This is a genomic window from Gelidibacter sediminis, from assembly GCF_004364975.1.
GTDB lineage: Bacteria > Bacteroidota > Bacteroidia > Flavobacteriales > Flavobacteriaceae > Gelidibacter > Gelidibacter sediminis.
The window spans coordinates 1,065,230-1,088,141 of the sequence record NZ_SOBW01000007.1 but is presented as its reverse complement, the minus strand read 5'-3'; the positions used below and the strand labels follow the sequence as shown (position 1 = coordinate 1,088,141).

At 36.4% G+C, this 22,912-nt stretch carries 17 protein-coding genes and 1 tRNA gene; 6 read left to right on the top strand and 12 right to left on the bottom strand.

Annotation, left to right across the window (positions count from 1 at the left end; translation table 11 throughout):
- Positions 1-11: 11 nt before the first annotated feature.
- On the bottom strand, positions 12-1,514 hold the full coding sequence (locus BXY82_RS04615; protein ID WP_133757421.1) for a GH3 auxin-responsive promoter family protein: 1,503 nt from the start codon (positions 1,512-1,514) through the stop codon (positions 12-14).
- Complete coding sequence (locus tag BXY82_RS04610; protein WP_133756987.1) at positions 1,514-2,380, bottom strand: M23 family metallopeptidase; 867 nt, start codon at positions 2,378-2,380, stop codon at positions 1,514-1,516. Before BXY82_RS04610 ends, BXY82_RS04615 begins: the two co-directional genes overlap by 1 nt.
- A gap of 113 nt (positions 2,381-2,493) precedes the next feature.
- Between BXY82_RS04610 and tatA the strand changes: the two genes are divergently transcribed.
- The gene (gene tatA, locus BXY82_RS04605; protein WP_133756986.1) at positions 2,494-2,685 is read left to right on the top strand and encodes a twin-arginine translocase TatA/TatE family subunit; all 192 of its coding nucleotides are present in this window, start codon (positions 2,494-2,496) and stop codon (positions 2,683-2,685) included.
- Positions 2,686-2,745: 60 nt separating this feature from the next.
- Here the strand turns inward: tatA and BXY82_RS04600 are convergent, their stop codons facing one another.
- From BXY82_RS04600 to BXY82_RS04590, 3 genes are all read right to left on the bottom strand, one after another.
- Positions 2,746-3,717, bottom strand: coding sequence for a DUF4837 family protein (locus BXY82_RS04600; protein WP_133756985.1), 972 nt, complete (start codon positions 3,715-3,717; stop codon positions 2,746-2,748).
- Positions 3,718-3,743: 26 nt separating this feature from the next.
- Positions 3,744-5,324: a LysM peptidoglycan-binding domain-containing protein gene (locus BXY82_RS04595; RefSeq protein ID WP_133756984.1), complete on the bottom strand. Its 1,581-nt coding sequence runs from the start codon at positions 5,322-5,324 to the stop codon at positions 3,744-3,746.
- A gap of 164 nt (positions 5,325-5,488) precedes the next feature.
- Positions 5,489-6,676 carry a phosphoglycerate kinase gene (locus BXY82_RS04590; RefSeq protein WP_133756983.1) on the bottom strand — a complete coding sequence of 396 codons (1,188 nt, stop codon included), beginning with the start codon at positions 6,674-6,676 and terminating at the stop codon, positions 5,489-5,491.
- Between the two features lie 120 nt (positions 6,677-6,796).
- Between BXY82_RS04590 and BXY82_RS04585 the strand changes: the two genes are divergently transcribed.
- A complete protein-coding gene (locus tag BXY82_RS04585; protein ID WP_133756982.1) occupies positions 6,797-7,951 on the top strand; it encodes a DNA polymerase III subunit in 1,155 nt (384 codons plus the stop codon).
- A gap of 37 nt (positions 7,952-7,988) precedes the next feature.
- Here BXY82_RS04585 and BXY82_RS04580 read toward each other — a convergent pair whose 3' ends face one another.
- The 5 genes from BXY82_RS04580 to BXY82_RS04560 form a co-directional block, all read right to left on the bottom strand.
- A complete protein-coding gene (locus BXY82_RS04580) occupies positions 7,989-8,504 on the bottom strand; it encodes an OmpH family outer membrane protein (protein ID WP_133756981.1) in 516 nt (171 codons plus the stop codon).
- 215 nt (positions 8,505-8,719) lie between these two features.
- Positions 8,720-9,580, bottom strand: a complete 861-nt coding sequence (locus BXY82_RS04575; protein WP_243835681.1) for a class I SAM-dependent methyltransferase — start codon at positions 9,578-9,580, stop codon at positions 8,720-8,722.
- Between the two features lie 404 nt (positions 9,581-9,984).
- Positions 9,985-11,856, bottom strand: a complete 1,872-nt coding sequence (gene mnmG / locus BXY82_RS04570; protein ID WP_133756980.1) for a tRNA uridine-5-carboxymethylaminomethyl(34) synthesis enzyme MnmG — start codon at positions 11,854-11,856, stop codon at positions 9,985-9,987.
- Positions 11,857-12,003: 147 nt separating this feature from the next.
- Positions 12,004-12,414, bottom strand: coding sequence for an rRNA maturation RNase YbeY (gene ybeY / locus BXY82_RS04565; protein ID WP_133756979.1), 411 nt, complete (start codon positions 12,412-12,414; stop codon positions 12,004-12,006).
- On the bottom strand, positions 12,407-15,814 hold the full coding sequence (locus BXY82_RS04560; RefSeq protein ID WP_133756978.1) for a DUF4175 family protein: 3,408 nt from the start codon (positions 15,812-15,814) through the stop codon (positions 12,407-12,409). Before BXY82_RS04560 ends, ybeY begins: the two co-directional genes overlap by 8 nt.
- Before the next feature lie 280 nt (positions 15,815-16,094).
- Between BXY82_RS04560 and gltX the strand changes: the two genes are divergently transcribed.
- On the top strand, positions 16,095-17,606 hold the full coding sequence (gltX, locus tag BXY82_RS04555; protein WP_133756977.1) for a glutamate--tRNA ligase: 1,512 nt from the start codon (positions 16,095-16,097) through the stop codon (positions 17,604-17,606).
- A gap of 83 nt (positions 17,607-17,689) precedes the next feature.
- On the opposite strand, the gene BXY82_RS04550 is transcribed toward gltX, so the two are convergent.
- The gene (locus BXY82_RS04550; RefSeq protein WP_133756976.1) at positions 17,690-18,367 is read right to left on the bottom strand and encodes a hypothetical protein; all 678 of its coding nucleotides are present in this window, start codon (positions 18,365-18,367) and stop codon (positions 17,690-17,692) included.
- A 168-nt stretch (positions 18,368-18,535) separates the two neighbouring features.
- Between BXY82_RS04550 and BXY82_RS04545 the strand changes: the two genes are divergently transcribed.
- A complete protein-coding gene (locus BXY82_RS04545) occupies positions 18,536-19,474 on the top strand; it encodes an SPFH domain-containing protein (protein WP_133756975.1) in 939 nt (312 codons plus the stop codon).
- A 74-nt stretch (positions 19,475-19,548) separates the two neighbouring features.
- Here BXY82_RS04545 and BXY82_RS04540 read toward each other — a convergent pair whose 3' ends face one another.
- Positions 19,549-21,558 carry a glutamine--tRNA ligase/YqeY domain fusion protein gene (locus tag BXY82_RS04540; RefSeq protein WP_133756974.1) on the bottom strand — a complete coding sequence of 670 codons (2,010 nt, stop codon included), beginning with the start codon at positions 21,556-21,558 and terminating at the stop codon, positions 19,549-19,551.
- 120 nt (positions 21,559-21,678) lie between these two features.
- Here BXY82_RS04540 and folB point away from each other — a divergent pair, with 120 nt between their 5' ends.
- Positions 21,679-22,041, top strand: a complete 363-nt coding sequence (gene folB, locus BXY82_RS04535; protein WP_133756973.1) for a dihydroneopterin aldolase — start codon at positions 21,679-21,681, stop codon at positions 22,039-22,041.
- Between the two features lie 51 nt (positions 22,042-22,092).
- Positions 22,093-22,163: transfer RNA gene (locus tag BXY82_RS04530), tRNA-Cys, on the top strand.
- Positions 22,164-22,912 lie beyond the last annotated feature (749 nt).

The window sequence follows — 22,912 nt, the reverse complement described above, 5'->3', positions numbered from 1 at the left end:
TAAAGATAGAATTAATTAGTTAAATTATTTTTGGTCAACGCATCTGCAATTTTACGGTCATTGGCCAATCTTGGAATCTTATTTTGACCTCCCAATTTCCCTAAAGATTTCATGTATTCCTGAAAACCATTTTTCTTAACCACGGTTATTTTTAGTGGTTGAAGTACTTTACCCACGATCAAATCTACATAATAGCTATTTTGGGCTTGTAATGCGGTTTCAATTTTGGCAGCCAAGATACCAAGGTCCTGAGGTTCATTCTCAAATTCAATAAACCATTCGTGATATGGCAAACCTTTTGTTGGATTGATTTGGGGTGCCACCGTAAATTCTGAAACTTGAACGGAAGAGCCCTCAACCGCTTCCTTTAAGGCCTGTTCCACTTCTTTACCAATCACATGTTCACCAAAAGCAGAAATAAAATGCTTAATGCGCCCAGAAACAATTACACGATAAGGCGCCAAGGATGTAAATTGAACAGTATCCCCAATATTATACGCCCAAAGTCCCGCTGTAGAAGAGATAATCATCACATAATTGGTATGCAATTTTACATCTTTGATGGTGATTCGTGTGGGTTGTTCATTAAAAAATTCATCGGCCTTTATAAACTCGTAGAACATACCTGAATTTAATTGCAGGAGCATTCCTTTTTCCTTCTGTTGATCTTGATAGGCAAAAAAACCTTCGCTAGCTGGATAAAGTTCTATACTATCAACTTTCCGTCCTATAAGACTTTCAAATTTTGCACGATAAGGTTCATAATTAACACCTCCAAAAATAAAGAGATTAAAATTCTGAAACACCTCCCCTACTTTTTTGCCAGTTTTTTGCTGAATCTTTTCAAAATACATTTGAACCCAAGAAGGAATTCCAGAAATAACCGTCATATTTTCAGGTAATGTCTCTTCAACGATGGCGTCTACTTTAGTCTCCCAATCTTCAATACAATTGGTTTCCCAAGACGGCATTCTGTTTTTTTGAAGGTATTTAGGAACAAAATGCGCCACGATCCCTGATAAGCGTCCTAATTGTATTCCGTTCTTTTCATGTAAAATAGGACTCCCTTGTAGAAATATCATCTTCCCATCTACAAAATTAGCATTACCTGTTTCTGCAATGTACATGAGAATTGCATTTCTGGCGGCCTCAATATGCGTTGGCATACTCTCTTTAGTGATGGGAATGTATTTGGCACCAGAGGTTGTACCTGAGGTTTTTGCAAAATAAATGGGTTTGCCTTTCCATAGCACATCGGGTTCTCCTGCAACCACACGCTCTACATAGGGTTTTAAATCTTCGTAATCGCGCACTGGAACACGACTAACAAAATCAGCATGTGTTTTAATGTTTGAAAAATCATGGTCTTTGCCAAACTGTGTGTGCTTAGCTTCAGCAATCAAATTTTCAAACACCTTATGCTGAGTTTCCACAGGGTTATTTGCCCATTTTAAAATTGACTTTTTAATAATATAGGCAAAGGGTTTGGCAAGTGCAGATTTTAGTGAAAACATCATTTAAAATCGATAAAATTTGTGGGGTTAATAGGGTAACCTTTACTCCATAATTCAAAATGCAAATGAGGCCCGGTGGTAAATTCGCCACTATTGCCTGCCATTGCGATAACCTCCCCTGCTTTCACAATATCACCTTGCTCTTTGGTTAAAGAGGCATTGTGTTTGTATACAGAAATCATTTCGTAACTGTGTTCTATAATAACCACATAACCCGTTTCTGAAGTCCATTCCGCAAAAATCACAGTGCCATCGGCCGTTGCCTTAACTGGCGTGTTCTTAGCCACTATAATATCTACCGCATAATGTTTTTCTTTCACATTATACCCCTCGGAAATATTCCCGTTAACAGGTGGAAACAACACAAAATTGGAGGCGTAAATTGCCGATTCAAATAGATTGTACTTATCTTCTTTGTCCACTTTATCGCGCAATAAGGAATCCTGTTTAGTAGGTTTTACAGTTATTTGCGCAATTTCTTCATTAGCGGCATTTAAAATGGAATCCTTATTAAATTCCACGGTTTTAACATCTCCAGTCAACACACGTTTAATTGACGTAAAATACTTGTCGTTCAAATCGATGATCTGTTGTAAAGAATCGGTCTTAAAACTAAGCTCAGTGGCTTGCTTTTTCAACTTTGCAGAAGAATATCCAGGAATAAATTCTCTTAAGGGCGTAAAGGCTATTAAAAAAATAGTGGCCGCTACTAGCAAAATAGTAGACAATGACACAATAACAAACACGTTAAGCCGTGTTAATTTTATTGCGAATCGCTCTTCAAATGTATCTTCATTAAGCACCACCAAACGGTACTTATGAAGCAATTTTTTGGCAAATTTCTTCTCTTTTTTTCTAGTTGTCATGCTCAACAAAATTAAATAAAATTAAAGCAAACTTTTAGGTCTTTCATCTAAAGTTTGTTTTTAACGTTTAAATTGAAGTTTAATTATTAAATTTGCAATTCAAATTAACTGTTATGATAGCATCAAGTATATTTTTAGCAATTGGAGTATGGCAAATAGTAGTTGTAGTTGTACTGGTATTATTGCTGTTTGGAGGAAAGAAAATTCCAGAACTCATGAGAGGCTTGGGAAGCGGTATCAAAGAATTTAAAGATGCCAGCAAGGAAGATGATGAACAAAATACTACAGCAGATAAAAATCGTTAATAGCGGTTTTAGCTTATAGAAAAAACAAAAGAGCCAACTTAATAAGTTGGCTCTTTTAGCTTATAGTATCTTGACGGATTTGATTATGGCCTCCATTTCAAAAATATTATTTCGTTTTTCAACAGATGGTGCAAAGACATACCCTTCAATTACCAGAAATCTATCATTCGCCTTATCCTCAATGGCATAATTGATAAAAGGACCTGACATAAACGCGTTTTTCACATCCCATATACCTTTGGTCTCATAAGTAAATTTCCCGTCCAATTCTGTTTCAGACAAATATGGTGTATAAGCATCCTCAGTGATCATATAAGAACCCTCTACAGGTCCAGGAATATGAACCTTTCCAATTGAGTCTCTCATTCTTACAATGTCTATAATTGCGCTGTCGCCTTTTTTAATGGTGTGCAATGGTACTTCATAAATCATGATATCCATTGTACCTGTCGGAATTTGTTTACGAATCCAGAAGAAGTCTTCGTCTTGTTTGGCTATTCGATAAGCCGTTTGAAAGTTTAATTTAACTCCTAAAGCTTCTTGTAGCGGTTTGTCGTCCATTAAGGATTTTTTAATGCGACGCTGGTTTTCCTTTAATTCTTCCTTTTTAAAGGCAGCGATAATTTTATCGCTGTTGGATTCTAACTCATCTTTGATCTCCTGATCTGTTTTTCCTGACACTACAACAACAGTTTGTGGTCGCGCATACACATCATTTTTAATAACCACACCAGCAGGACCTCCCTTTTCAATTTTGAGTATGGTTCTACTTCTTGTTGCAAAGCCATCAAATACTGCAGGTGGCATCTGGTTTAATGAGAATAACGGTTCTTCTTGATTTAGCGCTGGTACTGGAGCGGCTACAACATCTCTAATAGTTTCGCCTACACTATCATCCCACAGCAAATTGTCTACAACAACCAGAAGATTGTTGATATTTCCATTGGAAGCAGAAATAATTCGTTGGTCTTTACCATTGTTACAGGAGGTCAATAATAATAAAGAGAGAGCAAAAGTGTAAATGATTTTCATGGTTTAGTTTTTAAAATTGAAAACACTTAACGTGAAATTTTAAGTGTTGTACCTACTTTTAAATTTGTACCACTAATATCGTTCCAATCTTTGATATTTTGGATGGAAACGCCAGGAAATTTTCTAGATATGCTCCATAATGAATCTCCAGACCTCACTTTATATGTTTTTGCTCCGTTTGAAGTGACGCTTTTTGAAGTAGAGTTACTAACCGCAGATTTTATTACGGAAGCCGATGGTTTGGAGTTATAGACTGTTAAACGTTGCCCAATTTTGAGATTATTACTACGCAATCCGTTCCATGCTTTTAAATCAGAAACCCGGACACCATATTGTCTTGCAATCTTACCCAAATTATCTCCAGATCTTACTTTGTAGGTTGATTTTGAGTTGGCATCCAAAATTTGTGTAATTGGCTTTTCGCGCTTGTTCAACTCGTTAGTTACAAATTCATATATGCTTGCCTCATTATTTACAAACCTTCCTACAGCGTGTTTTGGTAATCTCAGGGTGTAATTTTCACCTTCAACATAAGGAATGACATCCAGTTTATACGAAGGGTTTAAAAATTGTAATTCTTCCATTGGCAGCTCTAACAACTCAGAAACCTGATCTAAACTAATAGTCTGTTTTACGTGAATAGTATCGGTTTCCATATATCTAAAATTAGGCTTATGCTTTTTAAAACCGTGCTCTTCAGCATACTCAAAAATGTACATTGTAGCTAGAAATGCTGGTAAATACCCTGCTGTTTCGCGGGGTAAATGGGGTCTAATATTCCAGTAATTTTCGTAACCACCAGAGCGGCGGATGGCCTTACTTACATTACCCGGACCTGAATTATAAGCAGCTAATGCCAAATCCCAATCGCCAAAAATCTCATAGAGCTTCGCTAAATATTTGCTTGCAGCTTCCGTAGATTTTATCGGATCACTACGTTCATCTACATAACTGCTCACATTCAATCCGTACATCTTACCGGTAGGATACATAAATTGCCACAAGCCAGTAGCTCCAACCCGCGATTTGGCACGGGGTTTTAAGGCTGATTCCACAATTGCCAAATACTTTATCTCCAATGGAATGTTGTAATTATCCAGCTCCTTTTCAAATAAAGGGAAATAATACTCACTTAAAGACATTAAGCGCTCCATAGAATGTCTTCTATGCTTTAAATAAGACTTGATAACACTTTCTAATGAAGTATTATATTCAATATTAAAAGGTGTTTTGGAACTTAATTTCTTTAAACGCGCCTTCAAGGTATCAGTAGGCAACTCAGGATAATCCACAGCATCATATTTTAAATCAGTGACCGATTCATAAATGCTGTCAAACAAGGCATTTCCGTAAAGTTCATCGAGCCATTTTTGATCAATCTCAGACGCAATTTCTAAATCTTCGATCTTCGTTGCGCTCAATGAGTCCGCAACAGGTTTTATCTCCTTCACTGCCAAATTTTTTCCATCGGTAATGGAATCAACCTGAACTGAAACAGTTTTAGTGGGTGCTAGGGTAGTATCTTTTTTCAGTTTCTTAACTTGAGAAAAACCAAGACTACATACACATAAAGCACCAAAAGTTAGTGAAACTAGTTTTTGGTTCATTAGTATGGTATTTTAATAATCAACGATTTGTAGATTAAAATCGTACAATAATATTTAAAATGATGGTATAAAACAACAATTTAACACAAATCAATGCGTTTCGTCGGATAAAACTAACGTGTTATCTATACCATCATTCCAATTTAGGGGATAGAATATGAGTGCTATTCTAGTATAGCAGCAATTCCTGGAAGTGTTTTACCCTCTAAGCTTTCTAACATGGCACCACCGCCGGTACTCACGTAACTAACTTTATCTTCAAAACCAAATTGTTTTACAGCAGCAACAGAATCGCCACCACCAACAAGAGAAAATGCGCCCTTCTTAGTGGCTTCAGCAATAGAATTACCGAGTTCTATTGTACCATTAGCAAAATTCTCCATTTCAAAAACGCCTAAAGGCCCATTCCATAAAATGGTTTTACTTTGCATGACCACCTCATGGAAGTTTTTAATTGTTTCGGGTCCTGCGTCTAAGCCTTGCCACCCATTTGGGATATTCGTTACACGTACAATTTGAGTATTGGCATCATTTTTAAAAGCATCTGCCGCAACAACATCCACCGGTAAATGAACTTTTACGTTTCTTTCTTTGGCTTTTTTCAAGATTTCCAAAGCCAATTCCATTTTATCATCTTCACAAATGGAATCGCCAACTGAACCACCTTGTGCTTTAATAAAAGTAAACGTCATTCCACCACCAATTATGAGATGGTCGACTTTGTCTAAGATATTTTCAATAATGGTAATTTTTGACGACACTTTTGCTCCACCGAGTACTGCCAATACCGGCTTTTCGCCAGATTCCATGACTTTATTGATACTTTCTATCTCTTGAGCCAACAAATAGCCAAAACATTTTTTCTCAGGAAAAAATTGTGCAATAATTGCTGTTGAGGCATGCGCCCTATGTGCCGTACCAAAGGCATCATTCACGTAAATATCTCCCAATTTGGACAGTTTTTCGGCAAACTCCTTATCGCCAGCTTCTTCTTCTTTGTGAAATCTCAAGTTTTCAAGTAAAAGAATTTTACCTGGTTCTAAATTGTTTGACGCCTTTTGCGCTTCATCACCAACACAATCTGGTACAAAAATGGTTTCCACGCCAATAATTTGTTCCACGTTTTTCTGAATATGTTTTAAGGACAATTCTTCCTGTACACCTTTTGGGCGTCCTAAGTGAGACATTAAGATGCAGCTGCCACCGTCTTCCAAAATTTTAATAATTGTTGGTTTGGCCGCAGCAATTCTGGTATCATCTGTAACATTAAACTGTGCATCCAGAGGCACATTAAAATCTACTCTAATCAGGGCTTTTTTATCTTTAAAATTGAAATCGTCTAAGGTTTTCATTGGTCTTACTTTTTATAAAATAGAAACAAATGTAACCATTTCTAAAACGATAAAAAACGCAAATTTTTAGGAATTGAAATATGGGCAGTGTTAATGGAAAAAAATACATAGTTTTGTGCCATGCAATTCAGTACTGTACTAGGTCAAGAACATCTTAAACGTCATTTAACCCAAAGTGTGGATAACGGCCGCATTCCACATGCGCAATTGTTTGTGGGCCCAGAAGGGTCAGGGACCTTGGCCATGGCTATAGCCTATGCGCAATACATCCTTTGCGGTAATAAGCAATCAGAAAACAGGGGTGGAAATGAAAGTTGCAATTTAAAATTTGAAAATTTTGCACATCCCGATCTACATTTTGCCTTTCCCGTTGCCAGCACAGATAAAATCAAGAAACATCCAGTATCAAGTCATTTTATGGAAGAATGGCGCCAATTATTGAAAGAGCAACCTTATGGTAATCTTTTTGATTGGTACCGTATACTCGGTATTGACAACAAGCAAGGCCAAATTGGCGTAGATGAGGCTTTAAACATTGTTAAAGCATTATCTCTAAAATCTTATGAAGGTGGTTATAAAATTATGTTGATTTGGATGGCCGAAAAGATGAACACATCAGCGGCCAATAAACTTTTGAAGTTAATAGAAGAACCTCCATCTAAAACAGTTTTTATACTTATTGCGGAAGACGAAGATCACATTATTAATACCATCAGATCGCGCTGCCAAGTGTTACATTTTCCACCGCTTGCCGAAGCCGTAATAATTGAAGCCTTGCAAAAAAATTATCAATTGGACGAAGCAACGGCTACAAAAATAGCACATCAATCCAATGGTAATTATAATAAAGCTTGCGATTTGGTGTATCAGGATTCTGAAGATTTACAATTTGAAGAATGGTTTGTTTTCTGGATTAGAAGTGCTTTTAAAGCGAAAGGCAATAAAACAGCCATTCATGATCTTATAAGCTGGAGCGAACAGATTGCAAAAACCGGGCGTGAAACACAAAAACAATTTTTACAATTCTGTCTTGATTTTTTCAGGCAGGCCTTACTGATGAATTATAACACCGAGACTTTAGTTTTTATGGAACCAAAAACCAAAAACTTTAAGTTGGAAAATTTCGCACCATTTGTCCATGAAGGCAATATTATGGATATCAGTACAGAGTTGGAGGATGCAATTTATCATATAGAACGGAATGGAAATTCTAAAATCATACTAACTGATTTATCCATTAAACTCACCCGTTTATTACATAAAAAAGCCAGTTAAAAACTGGCTTTTTTTGATTGGTATTAAAAGTAAATATTTAGTCTTTCTTAACTTCGGCATTTAATGCTTCAAGAATGTCTTTAGTCAGGTCCTTACTTTCTTCACCATACATAACACTACCCGCTTCATTACTTCCAAGAATATAAGAATAACCGTTCTTTTCGCCATAATTTTTAACAAAAGCTCTTACATCTTTAATCAATGTATCTATTTGAGCTTGACTCTTTGATTGAATTTGTTGCTCTTCCATTTGAAATTGTTGTTGGAAACGTTGGTATTGTTGTGCTAGAGCTTGATATTTTTCTTGAGAACTTTTTTGGACCATTTTAGGATCGGCAGCTTGCATCTCAGCAGCCTGAGCTTGGAATGATTGACCAATACTGTCTACTTTTTTATTGAATGCATCTATTTCAACTTGAAACTTCGCTTCGATATCCTTCTTTTTTTGATACTCATTAATCAATTTGCTATTATCGACAAATCCAATTTTTGTTTGCTCCTGACATGATGACAACATCACTAAAGTTAATAGAGCGATAAAACCTTTTTTCATTTTTATGTTTTTAGAATTTTGTGCAAATGTAGCAAAGTCAATGAGAAAATAATAAAAATATATTATATAGATATTATATATAATAAAGACATTAACTATTGGCAATATCAATCAAAATTGACTTTCCAAGGCGCGATTTAAGGATGATTGACCAAATTGGATAGTCAAGCCTTAGGCAAGCCCCCGAAAACCCTTAAAATCGCCTTAAATTAGCTTTAAACCTTCTTAAGGACATAAATTAAGGAAGAATACTCTCCGGTTTGCCGTGCTTTCAAATTAGAGAGCCAACCATTCCAAAATCCAGACAAAAAGTTCATATACCCGTTTTTATATTTTTCAGACAGCAAGCTGACATAGAATGCATCAAATTTCATAGGAACCGTTTTTACAACTTGAAAGTCAAAAGTTGTGGCTAAGGTTTTAATGGCATTACGGCTAAAGTGCCATAAGTGCCTAGGGACATCATAGGCGGCCCAAAACTCTTTATATAGGCTTGCATCATAACTGTTATAGTTGGGAACGGCAATTATCAATGTACCATTATTCTTCAACAGTTTGTTGAATACTGCCATGTGTTCTTCTAAATTGGGTAAATGTTCCAAGACATGCCATAAAGTGATCACATCAAAATATTCTGATTCAAATTTAAAGAGATGCTCTGAGTCATATACCGCCTCATCAGTTTTTTTATTGGCAATCAATCGTGCGTGTACATTTGGCTCTATACCGGAAACCTTCCAACCTGCTTTAGAGGCCACTTTTAAAAAATCTCCAGTGCCGCAACCTACATCAAGCAACGATTTTGATTCTGGCACAACACTTTCAATGAGTTTTAACTTTCTCTGTAATGCGATCCCTTTCACAACGTGATAGACTTTCTCAAATAAATTACGTTTTGCATCGGTATGGGAAATATAATCTTCGCTTTTATAATATTCAGGTAACCGATCTTCGGAGGGTTTTGGAAATGTTTCGAGCATTCCCATATCTTCGTTCAATAGCAATTGAAAATTCTCACCAGAAACTGAATGATCTTTTACTTTTATGTATACTTTTTTATGATTTAAATTGGACACGTTATAGTATTTATAAGCTGATGAAGAGACGAAAATAAAGAATAAAATACAATTACAATGAGAGGTAATGAATACCTATAATTTAAACATCAATGCTAAACTTCTCATCCATCCCGCTTAAATATTCAGATTAAATTATTAAATAAGATTGCTTATGAGCACAAATCAAAATACACTTCAAATTTCATAACGAAAAAAAATCAGTGATAAGGCCTTCTAAATTAATCCGTATCTTTTTTAATCCCGTCAATTTTAATGTGATATTCTACATTGCTAACAAAAAAAATAGGTGAACCCGTTTTTAATAAGAGTTTAAGAATTTACGAATTCTACTTTATTCCTCATTCAATTAAGTGAATTAAAAAGCAGACGTTCCACGTGGAACATTCTAATTATTTTCTAATTTATCTGCCCATGTACACTAAAAGTACAGAGACATCACTTGGAGAAACACCACTTACACGAGATGCCTGAGAAATGGTTCGAGGTTGAATTTTTTCCAATTTTTGACGTGCTTCAATACTCATACTCTTCAATTGAGAATAATCAAAATTGGCAGGTATTTTTAAATCTTCCAGACGATTCAATTTATCGGCATTATTCTTTTCCTTATCGATATAACCAGAATATTTAACTTGAATTTCTGTTTGTTCTATAATCTCTTTATCGAGATGATGCTCTTGTATATAAGCCTCCACGCTATCTATTTTCCGAATATCTGTCATTGAGATATTAGGCCTTGCAAAAATTTTAAACAACTTCCCAGATTGATTCACAGGGGCAGAATTATTGACTTCCAAAATAGGGTTGATCTCCTCTGCTGACACACTAGTATTTCTAAAGAAATCTACAAAATTTTCGGCTTTGGAATGTTTTTCCTCCATTCGCTTTAGACGCTTCTCTCCTACCAAACCAAGTTCATATCCTTTAGGAGTCAATCTTAAATCAGCGTTATCCTGACGTAACAATGTGCGATATTCCGCCCGGGAAGTGAACATTCTATAAGGCTCCTCCGTTCCTTTAGTAATTAAATCATCTACCAACACCCCAATATATGCTTCGTTGCGTTTCAAGATGAATTCTTCACGTTCCTGTACTTGAAGGGCGGCATTGATCCCTGCCATTAAACCTTGTGAAGCGGCTTCTTCATACCCAGTCGTTCCGTTAATTTGACCAGCAAAAAACAAACCTTTTACCAGTTTCGTTTCTAAAGTATGTTTCAATTGGGTAGGCGGGAAATAATCATACTCTATCGCATAGCCAGGTCTAAAAAACTTAACCTTTTCAAATCCCACCACAGAACGTAAGGCTTTAAACTGAACGTCTTCCGGAAGCGATGTGGAAAAACCATTTACGTACACTTCAACCGTATTCCAACCTTCAGGCTCCACAAATAATTGATGACGTTCTTTTGAAGCAAATCGATTAATTTTATCTTCAATAGATGGACAATATCTTGGCCCCGTACTTTGAATACGACCGTTAAACATTGGCGATCTATCAAAACCTTCACGCAATAAATCATGCACCAATGGACTGGTATAACTCATATGGCAATCACGCTGAACAGTCAACGGTTTGGTAACGTCAGAAAATGAAAATTTCTCCGGTATGGTATCTCCAGGCTGAACCTCCATTTTAGAATAATCCAAGGATCGACCATCCACCCTAGGCGGTGTACCAGTTTTCATTCTGCCAGATTCAAATCCCAAATCTACCAACTGCTCCGTAATCCCCGTGGCGGCCTTTTCACCTGAACGTCCACCACCAAAGTTCTTATCACCAATATGTATAAGTCCATTTAAGAAAGTTCCGTTTGTGAGCACTACCGTTTTTGCCTTAATTTCAAGTCCCAAAGAAGTCTTAACGCCAACAACCGCATCGTTCTCTACGATCAATCCTGAGACCATTTCCTGGTAAAAATCGAGATTAGGAGTCCCTTCTAACATCAGTCTCCAATCTTCAGCGAAACGCATTCGATCACTTTGCACACGCGGACTCCACATGGCCGGACCTTTAGATTTATTAAGCATTTTAAACTGTATTGCCGACGTATCACTCACAATTCCACTATATCCTCCTAAAGCATCAATTTCACGCACAATTTGGCCTTTAGCAATACCACCCATGGCCGGATTGCAAGACATTTGAGCAATGTTTTGAAGATTCATGGTAATTAATAACGTAGAACTACCCATATTGGCAGCAGCAGCAGCGGCCTCACTGCCTGCATGACCCCCGCCCACAACTATCACATCATATACATTCTCAAACATTGTGTATCACTTTTATAAAATTTAATGTTCCACGTGGAACACGTTTTTAAGGTATGTTATATACCTATACTCATACAGACCCAAAAACCTCTCCAATTATTGAAGGCCTAAAATAAAGTTTGCAAATATACGGTGAATTCCTGAGATTCAGGTCAATTGAGCTATGTAGTAGTTTTCTTTCGAACGCATCATGGATACGTCCGTTTCCGATTTGTCCTTGTACCCACAGTAATGTAATATACCATGAATCATTACACGGCTTAATTCATTATTAAAACTTACACCATATTCCGAAGCATTTTCCCTAACCCGTTCTACAGAAATATAAATATCTCCATTTATCTGTTTCCCCATGGTATAATCAAAACTAATAATATCTGTAAGTGTATCATGATCCAAATATGCTACATTCAGTTCTAATAGATACGCATCATCACAAAAAATATAATTAATGTCTCCTTCCTTAAAACCTTCATCCCTGATAGCCTTAGATACCCAATCTGTAAATACAGATTCGTTTTCTAGTAAAAATTCCGTTTCGTAGTTATAGCTAATCATTATCCTTCTTAAAATATTGCTGTACTTTGAGCTTGTAATGTTGCTGCAAAGGTAAAGCTTGCCTGTTTAATATTACAGTAGTATTAAAATATTCTTTAGCTTTAGGTATCAGATTATTCGTTGAATTTTCAAAACGTCTGTCATTTGTATTAGACTCACGCCGCTCTTCTTCACCTTGCAAAAAAGTAGCGTTATCAAGCTTAAGCAATTGATGTTGAAGGTTCATCATGCGTTGTAAAGTTTGATTTGTAAAACCTTTATTAATCAAATCAGATTCAATTAGTTCCATCTGCCTTAACAACTGTGATCCCTGGGCTGACCTTCCCAATTGGTTCAATTTGTCTTCTAACGCTAGACGCAGTTTCTGTTGCTCCTGATAAATTCGATACAACTCTCCATTCATCCGTTCAGACGCGCCATCGCCATTGCCGTCAGATTTACCATCATTGCCATTCTCACCACCACTACCTTGCCCTTGATTACCATTGTTTCCTTCACCATCCTGTCCCTCTTTTCCCTCTTTAGAAGCCCCTGTATTGGACTCTTTAAGACCTTGTTCCATCTGTTTGTTTAATTCTTGCTGACTAATTATAATATCAGGCAATTGCATTCCACCTTGACCTTGCCCTTTGCCGCTGCCCGATCCTTCACCCTGACCAGAATTCATTGAGGCTTCCATATTATCAAGAATATCGCTTAAAAAACTAGACAAATCGTTTGTTGCCGTTATGGTATATTGTTGTGTTGCTATCCCGGGATATAGGTAATTCTCTGACAACTGACCCATGGATTTATCTATATTAAAAAACACTTCTGTAATCTTACTATTAACCTGTTCCGATAATTTTGGCTGACGTAGTGATAATGCAAACAGACTGTCATCAATATGTTCAAAATGCTCTCTTAAACTACTTTGCTTACGTAAAAATTTACCATATTGATTATGGTTGATCTGGATACGCTTAAACTGATCCATCAAGGCTTCCTGCTCGAACGAAAACAACACCAAATTATCCAAAATTTGCCGCAACATTGCTGCGTCTTCCTGTAACTGCTCTCCACCTCCACCCATCATAGATTGGGAGAGTTTAGCACTCATTTGTCTCATTTTTTTAGAAGCATCCTGTTGCTTTTTTTGAGCATTTTTATTATTTCGTTGTGCCTCATTGGTGTTCTTTTTTTCCTCGGCCTCTGCTTTCTTCTCCAATTGATCGGATGCCTCCTGCTGATCTTTTTTAATGTCTTCTTCAGCAGCTGCATCTTGCGGCAAATTCATTGGTTTCCTTAACTCCTCGTTCTCCTTTTTAAGATCTTCCAATTCCTGTTGAAAGTCCTCAAACTCCTTATTTAATTCTTCCTGTTTTTCTTTAGTGTTTGATGCATCAGGTGCTTTAGAGAGCTGATCCTGATTATGTGCCAATTTCTCAAGTTGCTGTTGTAATTTTTCAGCCTTTTTAGCAACATAGTACCGCTTGGTTAATTCTAATAATTGTTGGAGACTCCTTTGTTTATTTTTATTTTGCTTTGCCAGTTGTTCCAGCTTCTCACTAAGCTCTTCCTTCTGAATTTTGTCTTGAAGCTGTTGAAGTTCTTCCAACAGTTTTTCATCCTGTTTAAGCTGTTCTTCATTATCATTCAAACGTTTTTTGAGATCATCCTTAAAAGGGTCATGGTCTTGGTTTTGATCCTGAAAATTATTTAAGTTTTCCTTTAAACGCTCATTGAAGTTTTGCATCATTTCTTCTTGCTGCTTCTGACGCTTAATAAAATTATCAAGTTTCTTCTTATCACTAAAATTAAGTTGTTGCTTTTCTTTTTGTGTTTTTGACAATTCCTCTAATTGCTTATCTTGAAGTTTCAATTTCTCAAAGGAATTGTCTAAATTTTTTATAGTTTCACGCTGTTCTTCTAATTGTTTGCGTTCTTCTTCATCCTTTGTAAGTTTTCTATACGTAAAAACATTGCTCTTTATACTTTTATAATTATGAATGGCATCATTATCAAACACTTGAAAGTACAATTCATAAGTTACGCCCTCATCTAAGGCCAAGTTATCTGGGAACGCACTAAAAAATTCAGTAAAATTTGAATCGCCAATTGGTATAGACTGCACTTGTTTAGTGGCCTCTGCTTCAGTACTATAATATACCAACTGCAGCTTACTCAATCCATAATCATCACTTGCCTGTCCATAAAAATAAAGCGATTTTTTATCAATGGAGTCCCGTTCAACCTTAACGTTAAGCTCAGGATAAGCATCCTTAACAACCTGGATACTGTAAGCAAGATTTTCATAATCCATTAGCTCCTGATTGCTGGTAGAAATCGTATAATCCAAGCGAGAAAATAACCGTTTGGAAGTTTGAAATAGGCCAGAATCATGTCGCTCTAAACGCACAGTATCAGCAGCATACAAGTTAACGTGTTCAGTAGAGGACGTTTTAATTTTCCAAGTTACATAGGTTCCTTCTGGTACAGTTGTATTGCCAGTACTTTTCAAAACTTCATCAACTCTATTGGTATAGGCAGGATAGTCCAACACCATTTCAAAATTGACCAAAGTGGGCACCTTAACCAAGTTCAATTGATAGGGTTTTGAGATGATTTCATTCGCTGACAGTGTAAAAGTCAAACCTTCCTTTAGTTGAGGAAAAACATATTCAAAAGTACCGGGATTGGTAGGTCTTAAAAAGTACGATTCACCTGCATAATGTATTTGGGCCGTTTCAGGAACGATGGATCCTGCAGTTTTTACAACCAATTTATAATCTTTATGTTCGACAGCCTTTAGCTCCTCATTTACCACAAAAAACTGGAAAGGTGCAGGTGGCTCATAGGCTGTTTTATAATTGACCACACGCTCGTAACTGTCACTAAATAAATTAAAATGGCCGGATAAAAACGTTATCAATACAATGATAACTGGGATGGCGGCATACTTTAAATAATCAATATTTCTTTTGAAATTTATGGCACGTTTAAAAGGGATAGGCTGTAATTCGGCCGATTTCTGTTCAATACTTGCCAGTAAAAGTTCAGACTGTTCAGAACTTCTTTGCAGTTGAAGCACGTTTAATAACTTATCATTGACTTCAGGAAAGTGTCTTCCTATGATTTTGGAAGCCTCATCATAATTGATCCCTTTTTGAAGTTTAAATAATTTAGATATTGGCCAAAGTATAAAACGTACAAACAACCCAACTTCAACCACTACAAACACCCAAAACAACAGTGTTCTTGCTGTGGGGTTCAACCACAGAATATATTCAATAAACAATGTAATAAGCAAGTAAAGCAATCCAATGGCAAAAAACAAAATGCTTCCCTTTATCAGCGCATTAGTATAATACCGTTTGATAAACTGCTCTAGCTTATGTTGTATGGTTTTGAAATTGGTCATAAAAAGTTGAAACGACAGGCTATCTAACCTACTAAATTACAATTTTATTTTATGCTAAAGTTATCTTAACGGATAAGCTTGTGTTAATTTAAGACATGTTTGATCCATTCTTTTGTCCAGATAAACTCTTTATGGATTATAAGATATCAAAGTCCTAATTTAACCTACATTCTTTAGTAGAGTCGTTTTAAGATTTAGATCAATAAGAACCTCTAAACCTTTCGCTATACTTCCGGATTGCATTTGAAACGTCTATCTTTGTAGTCTTAAATCAAACAAAATGACTGATCACGTTAGGGTGCGTTTTGCACCCAGTCCAACAGGACCACTTCATATTGGTGGTGTACGTACCGCCTTATTCAATTATTTATTCGCTAAAAAACACAACGGAACTTTTGTTTTAAGAATAGAAGATACAGACCAAAACCGTTATGTTGAAGGTGCTGAACAGTATATTGTTGACGCCTTAAATTGGTGTCAAATTCCTTTTGATGAAGGCCCAGGTAAAAACGAAAAGTTCGGACCTTACAGACAGAGTGAACGTAAACATTTGTATAAGGATTACGCTGAACAATTGATTGCTTCTGGTCATGCTTATTATGCATTTGACACTGCTGATAGTTTGGAGCACCACAGAAAAGATCATGAGTCTAAGGGAAAAACCTTTATTTACAACTGGCATAATAGAAGGTTGTTATTGAATTCTATTTCATTATCTGACGAAGAAACACAAAAGAAATTAGATAACGGTGAAGATTATGTCATCCGATTTAAATCGCCACAAGATCAAACCTTACAATTGACTGATATCGTGAGAGGTAATATCAGCATTGACACGAACATTTTGGATGATAAAGTTTTATTTAAAAGTGATGGCATGCCAACCTACCATTTGGCAAATATTGTAGATGACCATTTGATGAAAATTACCCATGTTATTCGTGGTGAAGAATGGTTACCTTCCCTAGCCTTACATTACCAATTATATAATGCATTTGGATGGGATAGACCTCAATTTGCGCATTTGCCTTTACTTTTAAAACCGACCGGTAAAGGAAAGTTAAGCAAACGTGATGGCGATAAATTAGGATTTCCTGTGTTTCCCTTAGAATGGCAGGACCCAAAAACTGTTGATGTTTCACGTGGATATAGGGAAGACGGGTACTTTAATGATGCTTTAGTTAACTTTTTGGCTTTCTTAGGTTGGAACCCTGGTACAGAACAAGAACTGTTTTCTATGGAGGCACTAATAGAAGCATTTGAATTGGAACGCGTACACAAAGCTGGAGCCCGTTTTGATCCGGATAAAATTAAATGGTTTAACCATCAATACATGCAAATGCAAAATGATGACGACCTTGCTGAAACCTTTAAAAAAAACACTCCTCAATTAGCTGCAATTGACGTGAATTATGTGGCCTTAGTAGTTGGGATGATCAAAGAAAGAGCGACATTTATCTCAGACTTTTGGGAGCTATCCTCCTTCTTTTTTGAAGCGCCACAAAGCTATGATGAGAAAGCATTTAAAAAAGTCATGAATGATGATACACGAGACCTGATGTCTGAATTGGCTCAGGTTATCAATCACAGTTCAGATTTTACGGTTGATAATATACAAGCTGATGTAAAAGCTTGGATTGGCGATAAAGGCGTTGGCTTTGGTAAAGTCATGCAACCGTTGCGTTTGGCATTGGTTGGCGCAATGCAAGGACCTGATGTTTTTGAAATTATTTTTATGATTGGAAAAGCTGAGACTTCACAACGTATTACGAAATTGATACAGACCGCTTAATCATTACATACTATGCTGAAAAGGCTTAGTTTGAAAGATTCAAACTAAGCCTTTTCTATATTTAACTTGGGCTTATTATTGGATTAAAAAGTGATTATGGCAGTTACAGCAAACATGCTCTGATTACCTTTAAATTTGCTCTTATTGGTTTCGCCTACATACGTTTCATCGTTTAACTGATTTAAAATATTGGTAAACCCGTAAATATATTGGCCTCGTAACTTAAATGATGGAAAACCCGCCGAAATACCGATGGCACCATTCACATTAAAAGGAGAAATTTTGTAAAGATCTTTAGCGGAGACCCGGTTGTAATTTTCAATAATATAATCCTTCTGACTGTCCTTTTTAACTTCTAAGTCGCCCGTATATTGTATCATCGGACCTAAATCAATTGTTATGTATTCCTGAATAACTTTTACATGCACCAAAAAAGCGACTTGTGCTGTTAACATCGTAAAATCAATTTCTTCTGACGGACTTGTCAATGTAGGTTTGGCCATAATTCCAACAGTATTCTCTGCCAATTGTATGTTATAACTCACGGTATACCATTTATGAGGCAGGTCTACCCCTGCCGTAAGTCCAACCATCCAGCCTTGTCCCGGTTTGGTTATAAAATTATCCGTTTTAATATCAAATTGTGTTAAACCACCATATACACCAAGGGTATTTCTTGTTCTTACGGTTTTTTGTGCCTGACTTTCTGTAACAGAAGCAATACTTAGTGCGACTAATAGAATAACGAGATTGAATTTCATAGAATAAGTGATTTTATCGTGTAAATTTCGATATTTTTTTTAATAAATTCCTTAATTCACTGAAAAACAATTAATATCATAGTACCCAATTTGAAGAAAATTCAGGTTTCAACTGTATTAAGTTTTAAATTAGTATTTTTCATTTTCTAACCTTTTAAAAACCACCTTATGATAACTATTGCCATTACTGCCGTCATTCTTTTTATCATCATTATTTCTTCATTTTTTACGGTAAAACAACAATCTGCCGCAATTATTGAGCGTTTTGGAAAATTTCAAAGTATTCGGCATTCAGGTTTACAAATGAAAATTCCAATAATTGATCGTGTAGCGGGAAGAATGAGTCTTAAAATTCAACAATTGGATGTTATTGTAGAAACCAAAACTTTAGATGATGTGTTTGTACGCTTAAAAATATCAGTTCAATTTATGGTAATTTCGCAAAAAGTATATGACGCCTTTTACAAATTGGATTATGCGCATGATCAAATAACAAGTTATGTGTTTGATGTGGTACGTGCTGAAGTTCCGAAGATGAAATTAGATGATGTATTTGTGAAGAAAGATGATATTGCCATAGCCGTTAAAACAGAGTTGAATGACGCTATGTCAGATTACGGTTACGATATTATTAAAACTTTAGTTACAGATATTGATCCTGATGCACAGGTAAAAGCAGCCATGAACAGAATTAATGCCTCTGAGCGCGAAAAGATTGCTGCCCAGTTTGAAGGTGATGCTGCACGTATTCTAATTGTTGAGCGAGCTAAAGCAGAAGCTGAAAGCAAGCGTTTACAAGGACAAGGTATTGCTGATCAGCGTCGTGAAATTGCACGCGGTTTGGAAGAATCAGTAGAAGTACTAAATAAAGTAGGAATCAATTCTCAAGAGGCCTCTGCATTAATTGTGGTCACACAACATTATGATACGTTACAATCTATTGGAGAACACGTAAATAGTAACTTGATATTATTACCAAATTCGCCTCAAGCAGGTAGTGATATGTTGAACAATATGGTAGCTAGTTTTACAGCCAGTAACCAAATTGGCGAGGCCATGAAAGAAGCTAAAAACAAGAAGAAAGAGAACGACTCAAAAAATCAATAATCAAAAAAAAGCCCTTCATAACTGAAGGGTTTTTTTATTTATATCTTGAGATAGCCATTTCATATGAAATGCTTTTATATAGCTTGTGCTTCAGCCACCAAAGCTTCATTCTTATCCTCCATTGCTGAAGCGATAAAGGCCTCAATATCTTCATTACGTTCTAGACCTTTCCCCAACAATACACTTAAAGTGATCATCGTGGCAATACGCGTTCCTACTTTTTTAGCAGCAGTATTAAACCAAGGTCGCAAATCTTCATAACTCACGTTTTTGGCAAGTTCTTGTATCTCAGCTTTGGTTTTTAACTGTTTTTCTTCAGGAAGATTGGTGTATTTTTTACCTAATTGCTGAATAATATCAATAGCTTTTCGTTGTGGTTGATTGTTTTTTGGCTTGGATTGTTCTTGGGCATTCTTATGATTGGTTTTGGATTGTTTAGTTTCTTTAGTCCACGAATCACGTAAGCCAACAGTCTTATTAAACACTAACTTTTCAGCTGTTGAATCTTTGTCTACATTAAAGTATCCCAGACGTTGAAATTGATAGCGGTCTCCAACTTTTGCGTTTTTTAGACTCGGTTCTACATAAGCGGTGATAATTTTTAGGGATTCAGGATTGAGAAATTCCATAAAATCCTTTTCAGGATGGGCATCTGGCGAAGCGTCCATAAACAAACGATCATATTCTCTAACCTCTGCTTTTAAAGCATGTTTAATAGACACCCAATGCAACGTACCCTTAACTTTTATAGACGTATCCTCTGTGTAGGTACAATGAATTTCAGTAATAGTTCCGTCAGCGTCTTTAACTACGCTCTCACCTTTAATGATATAAGCATTTTTTAAACGCACTTGTTTGCCAAGGGTTAATCTAAAATATTTACTACTTGCCTCTTCTTTAAAATCGTCTCTTTCAATGTAAAGTTCTCTAGAAAACGGCACTTTTCTAAAACCTTGGCTTTCATCTTCCTGATTGTTTTCAGCTTCTAACCACTCCTCTTTACCTTCAGGATAATTGGTGATTACCAATTTGACCGGATCCAAAACAGCCATCACTCGAGGTGCGGTTTTGTTCAAATCTTCACGGATGCAAAACTCCAATAAGGCCACATCAATAACATTATCGCGTTTGGCCACACCCACAGTTTCCACAAATTTGCGGATAGCGTTTGGTGTATAACCTCTACGACGCAACCCAGAAATAGTTGGCATACGCGGATCATCCCAACCCGATACAATCTTCTCTTCAACCAATTTTAGCAACTTACGTTTGCTCATAATGGTATAACTAAGGTTTAAACGGGCAAATTCGCGCTGTTTAGGCCGAATATTATCTGATTCTACCACTTGATCCAAGAACCAGTCATAAAGCTCTCTGTGAGGCTTAAATTCGAGCGAACACAAACTGTGAGATATCCCTTCTAAATAATCACTTTCGCCATGGGTCCAATCATACATTGGATAAATACACCAATCGTTGCCCGTTCTGTGATGGTGCTTTTTCAACACACGATACATAATCGGATCACGCATAAGCATATTGGTATGCTTCATATCAATTTTCGCACGAAGCACATGCGAACCTTCTTCACATTCGCCATTTTTCATTTTTTCGAACAAGGCAAGATTTTCCTCAACACTTCTATTTCTGAAGGGTCCGTCTACACCTGGTTGGGTTGGTGTTCCTTTTTGTTCAGCCATAGCTTCAGATGATTGCGAATCAACATAAGCCTTCCCTTCTTTAATCATTTGAACAGCCCAATCATACAACTGCTGAAAATAATCTGAAGAATACAACTCATCCGCCCAAGTATAGCCCAACCAGGCTATATCTTCCTTAATGGCATCAACATATTCCTGCTCCTCCTTTGCCGGATTGGTGTCATCAAAACGCAAATTAACAGGAGCATTGTACTTTTCACCCAAACCAAAACTAATACCAATGGCTTTTGTATGTCCTATGTGTAAATATCCATTAGGTTCTGGGGGAAACCTGAACCTGAGGTCATTTCTAGACATTCCATTAGCTAAATCTTCTTCTATAATGTGCTCCAAAAAATTGAGCGATTTTGATTCTTCTGACATAGGATTCTTGCGTGTTTGTTATTCTTGCAGGCAAGTATTGCTGCATTGAGAATATTAATGCAAAATTAGGGATTTTTTTAGTTCTATAAATGCCTTATTTTTGTGCATATAAATGGAATTATGGGTGTTATAAAAGTTGAGAACATAAGGGTGTTTGCGCACCATGGTTGTTTACAGGAAGAAACCAAGATTGGTAGTGACTATCGGGTGGATTTGAAAATTAAAGCCAACCTACAACCTTCAGCAAACTCTGATAAATTGAGTGATACCGTAGATTACGTATTGCTGAACAGAATTATAAAAGAAGAAATGCGTGTGCCTTCCTATTTGCTTGAAACCGTTGCAAAACGCATTTTAAACCGCATTTTCAAGGAAGATCAGTTAGTGACCAAAGCTACAGTATCAGTCAGTAAATTGAATCCTCCCATTGGCGGCGATGTGGAAAAAGTGACCATTAAATTGAGCGAAAAGCGAAAAAAATAGATCTATATAGCTTACCACGTTTATTTTTTTTACATTTGCACTTCCAAATTTGGCATCATGGCCGAGTGGCTAGGCAGAGGTCTGCAAAACCTTCTACAGCGGTTCGAATCCGCTTGATGCCTCAAGAAACCTTCAACTAATGTTGAGGGTTTTTTTTTAAAATTTTTATATAAAATTAATTAAAGCACCTAAAACCTTCTACAGCGGTTCTCCCGATAACTATCGGGACGCTGATGCCTCAAGAAACCTTCAACTAATGTTGAGGGTTTTTTTTTAAAATTTTTATATAAAATTAATTAAAGATCCTAAAACCTTCTACAGCGGTTCTCCCGATAACTAGCGGGACGCTGATGCCTCAAGAAACCTTCAACTGATGTTGAGGGTTTTTTTTAAAATTTTTATATAAAATTAATTAAAGCACCTAAAACCTTCTACAGCGGTTCTCCCGATAACTAGCGGGACGCTGATGCCTCAAGAAACCTTCAACTGATGTTGAGGGTTTTTTTTTAAAATTTTTATATAAAATTAATTAAAGATCCTAAAACCTTCTACAGCGGTTCTCCCGATAACTAGCGGGACGCTGATGCCTCAAGAAACCTTCAACTGATGTTGAGGGTTTTTTTTAAAATTTTTATATAAAATTAATTAAAGCACCTAAAACCTTCTACAGCGGTTCTCCCGATAACTAGCGGGACGCTGATGCCTCAAGAAACCTTCAACTGATGTTGAGGGTTTTTTTTTAAAAATTTTTATAAAAAATTAATTAAAGATCCTAAAACCTTCTACAGCGGTTCTCCCAATAGCTATCGGGACGCATGGAGAAGCATCAAGATCACTGAGCTTTAAGAATCAAGACCCTCGACATTAAACA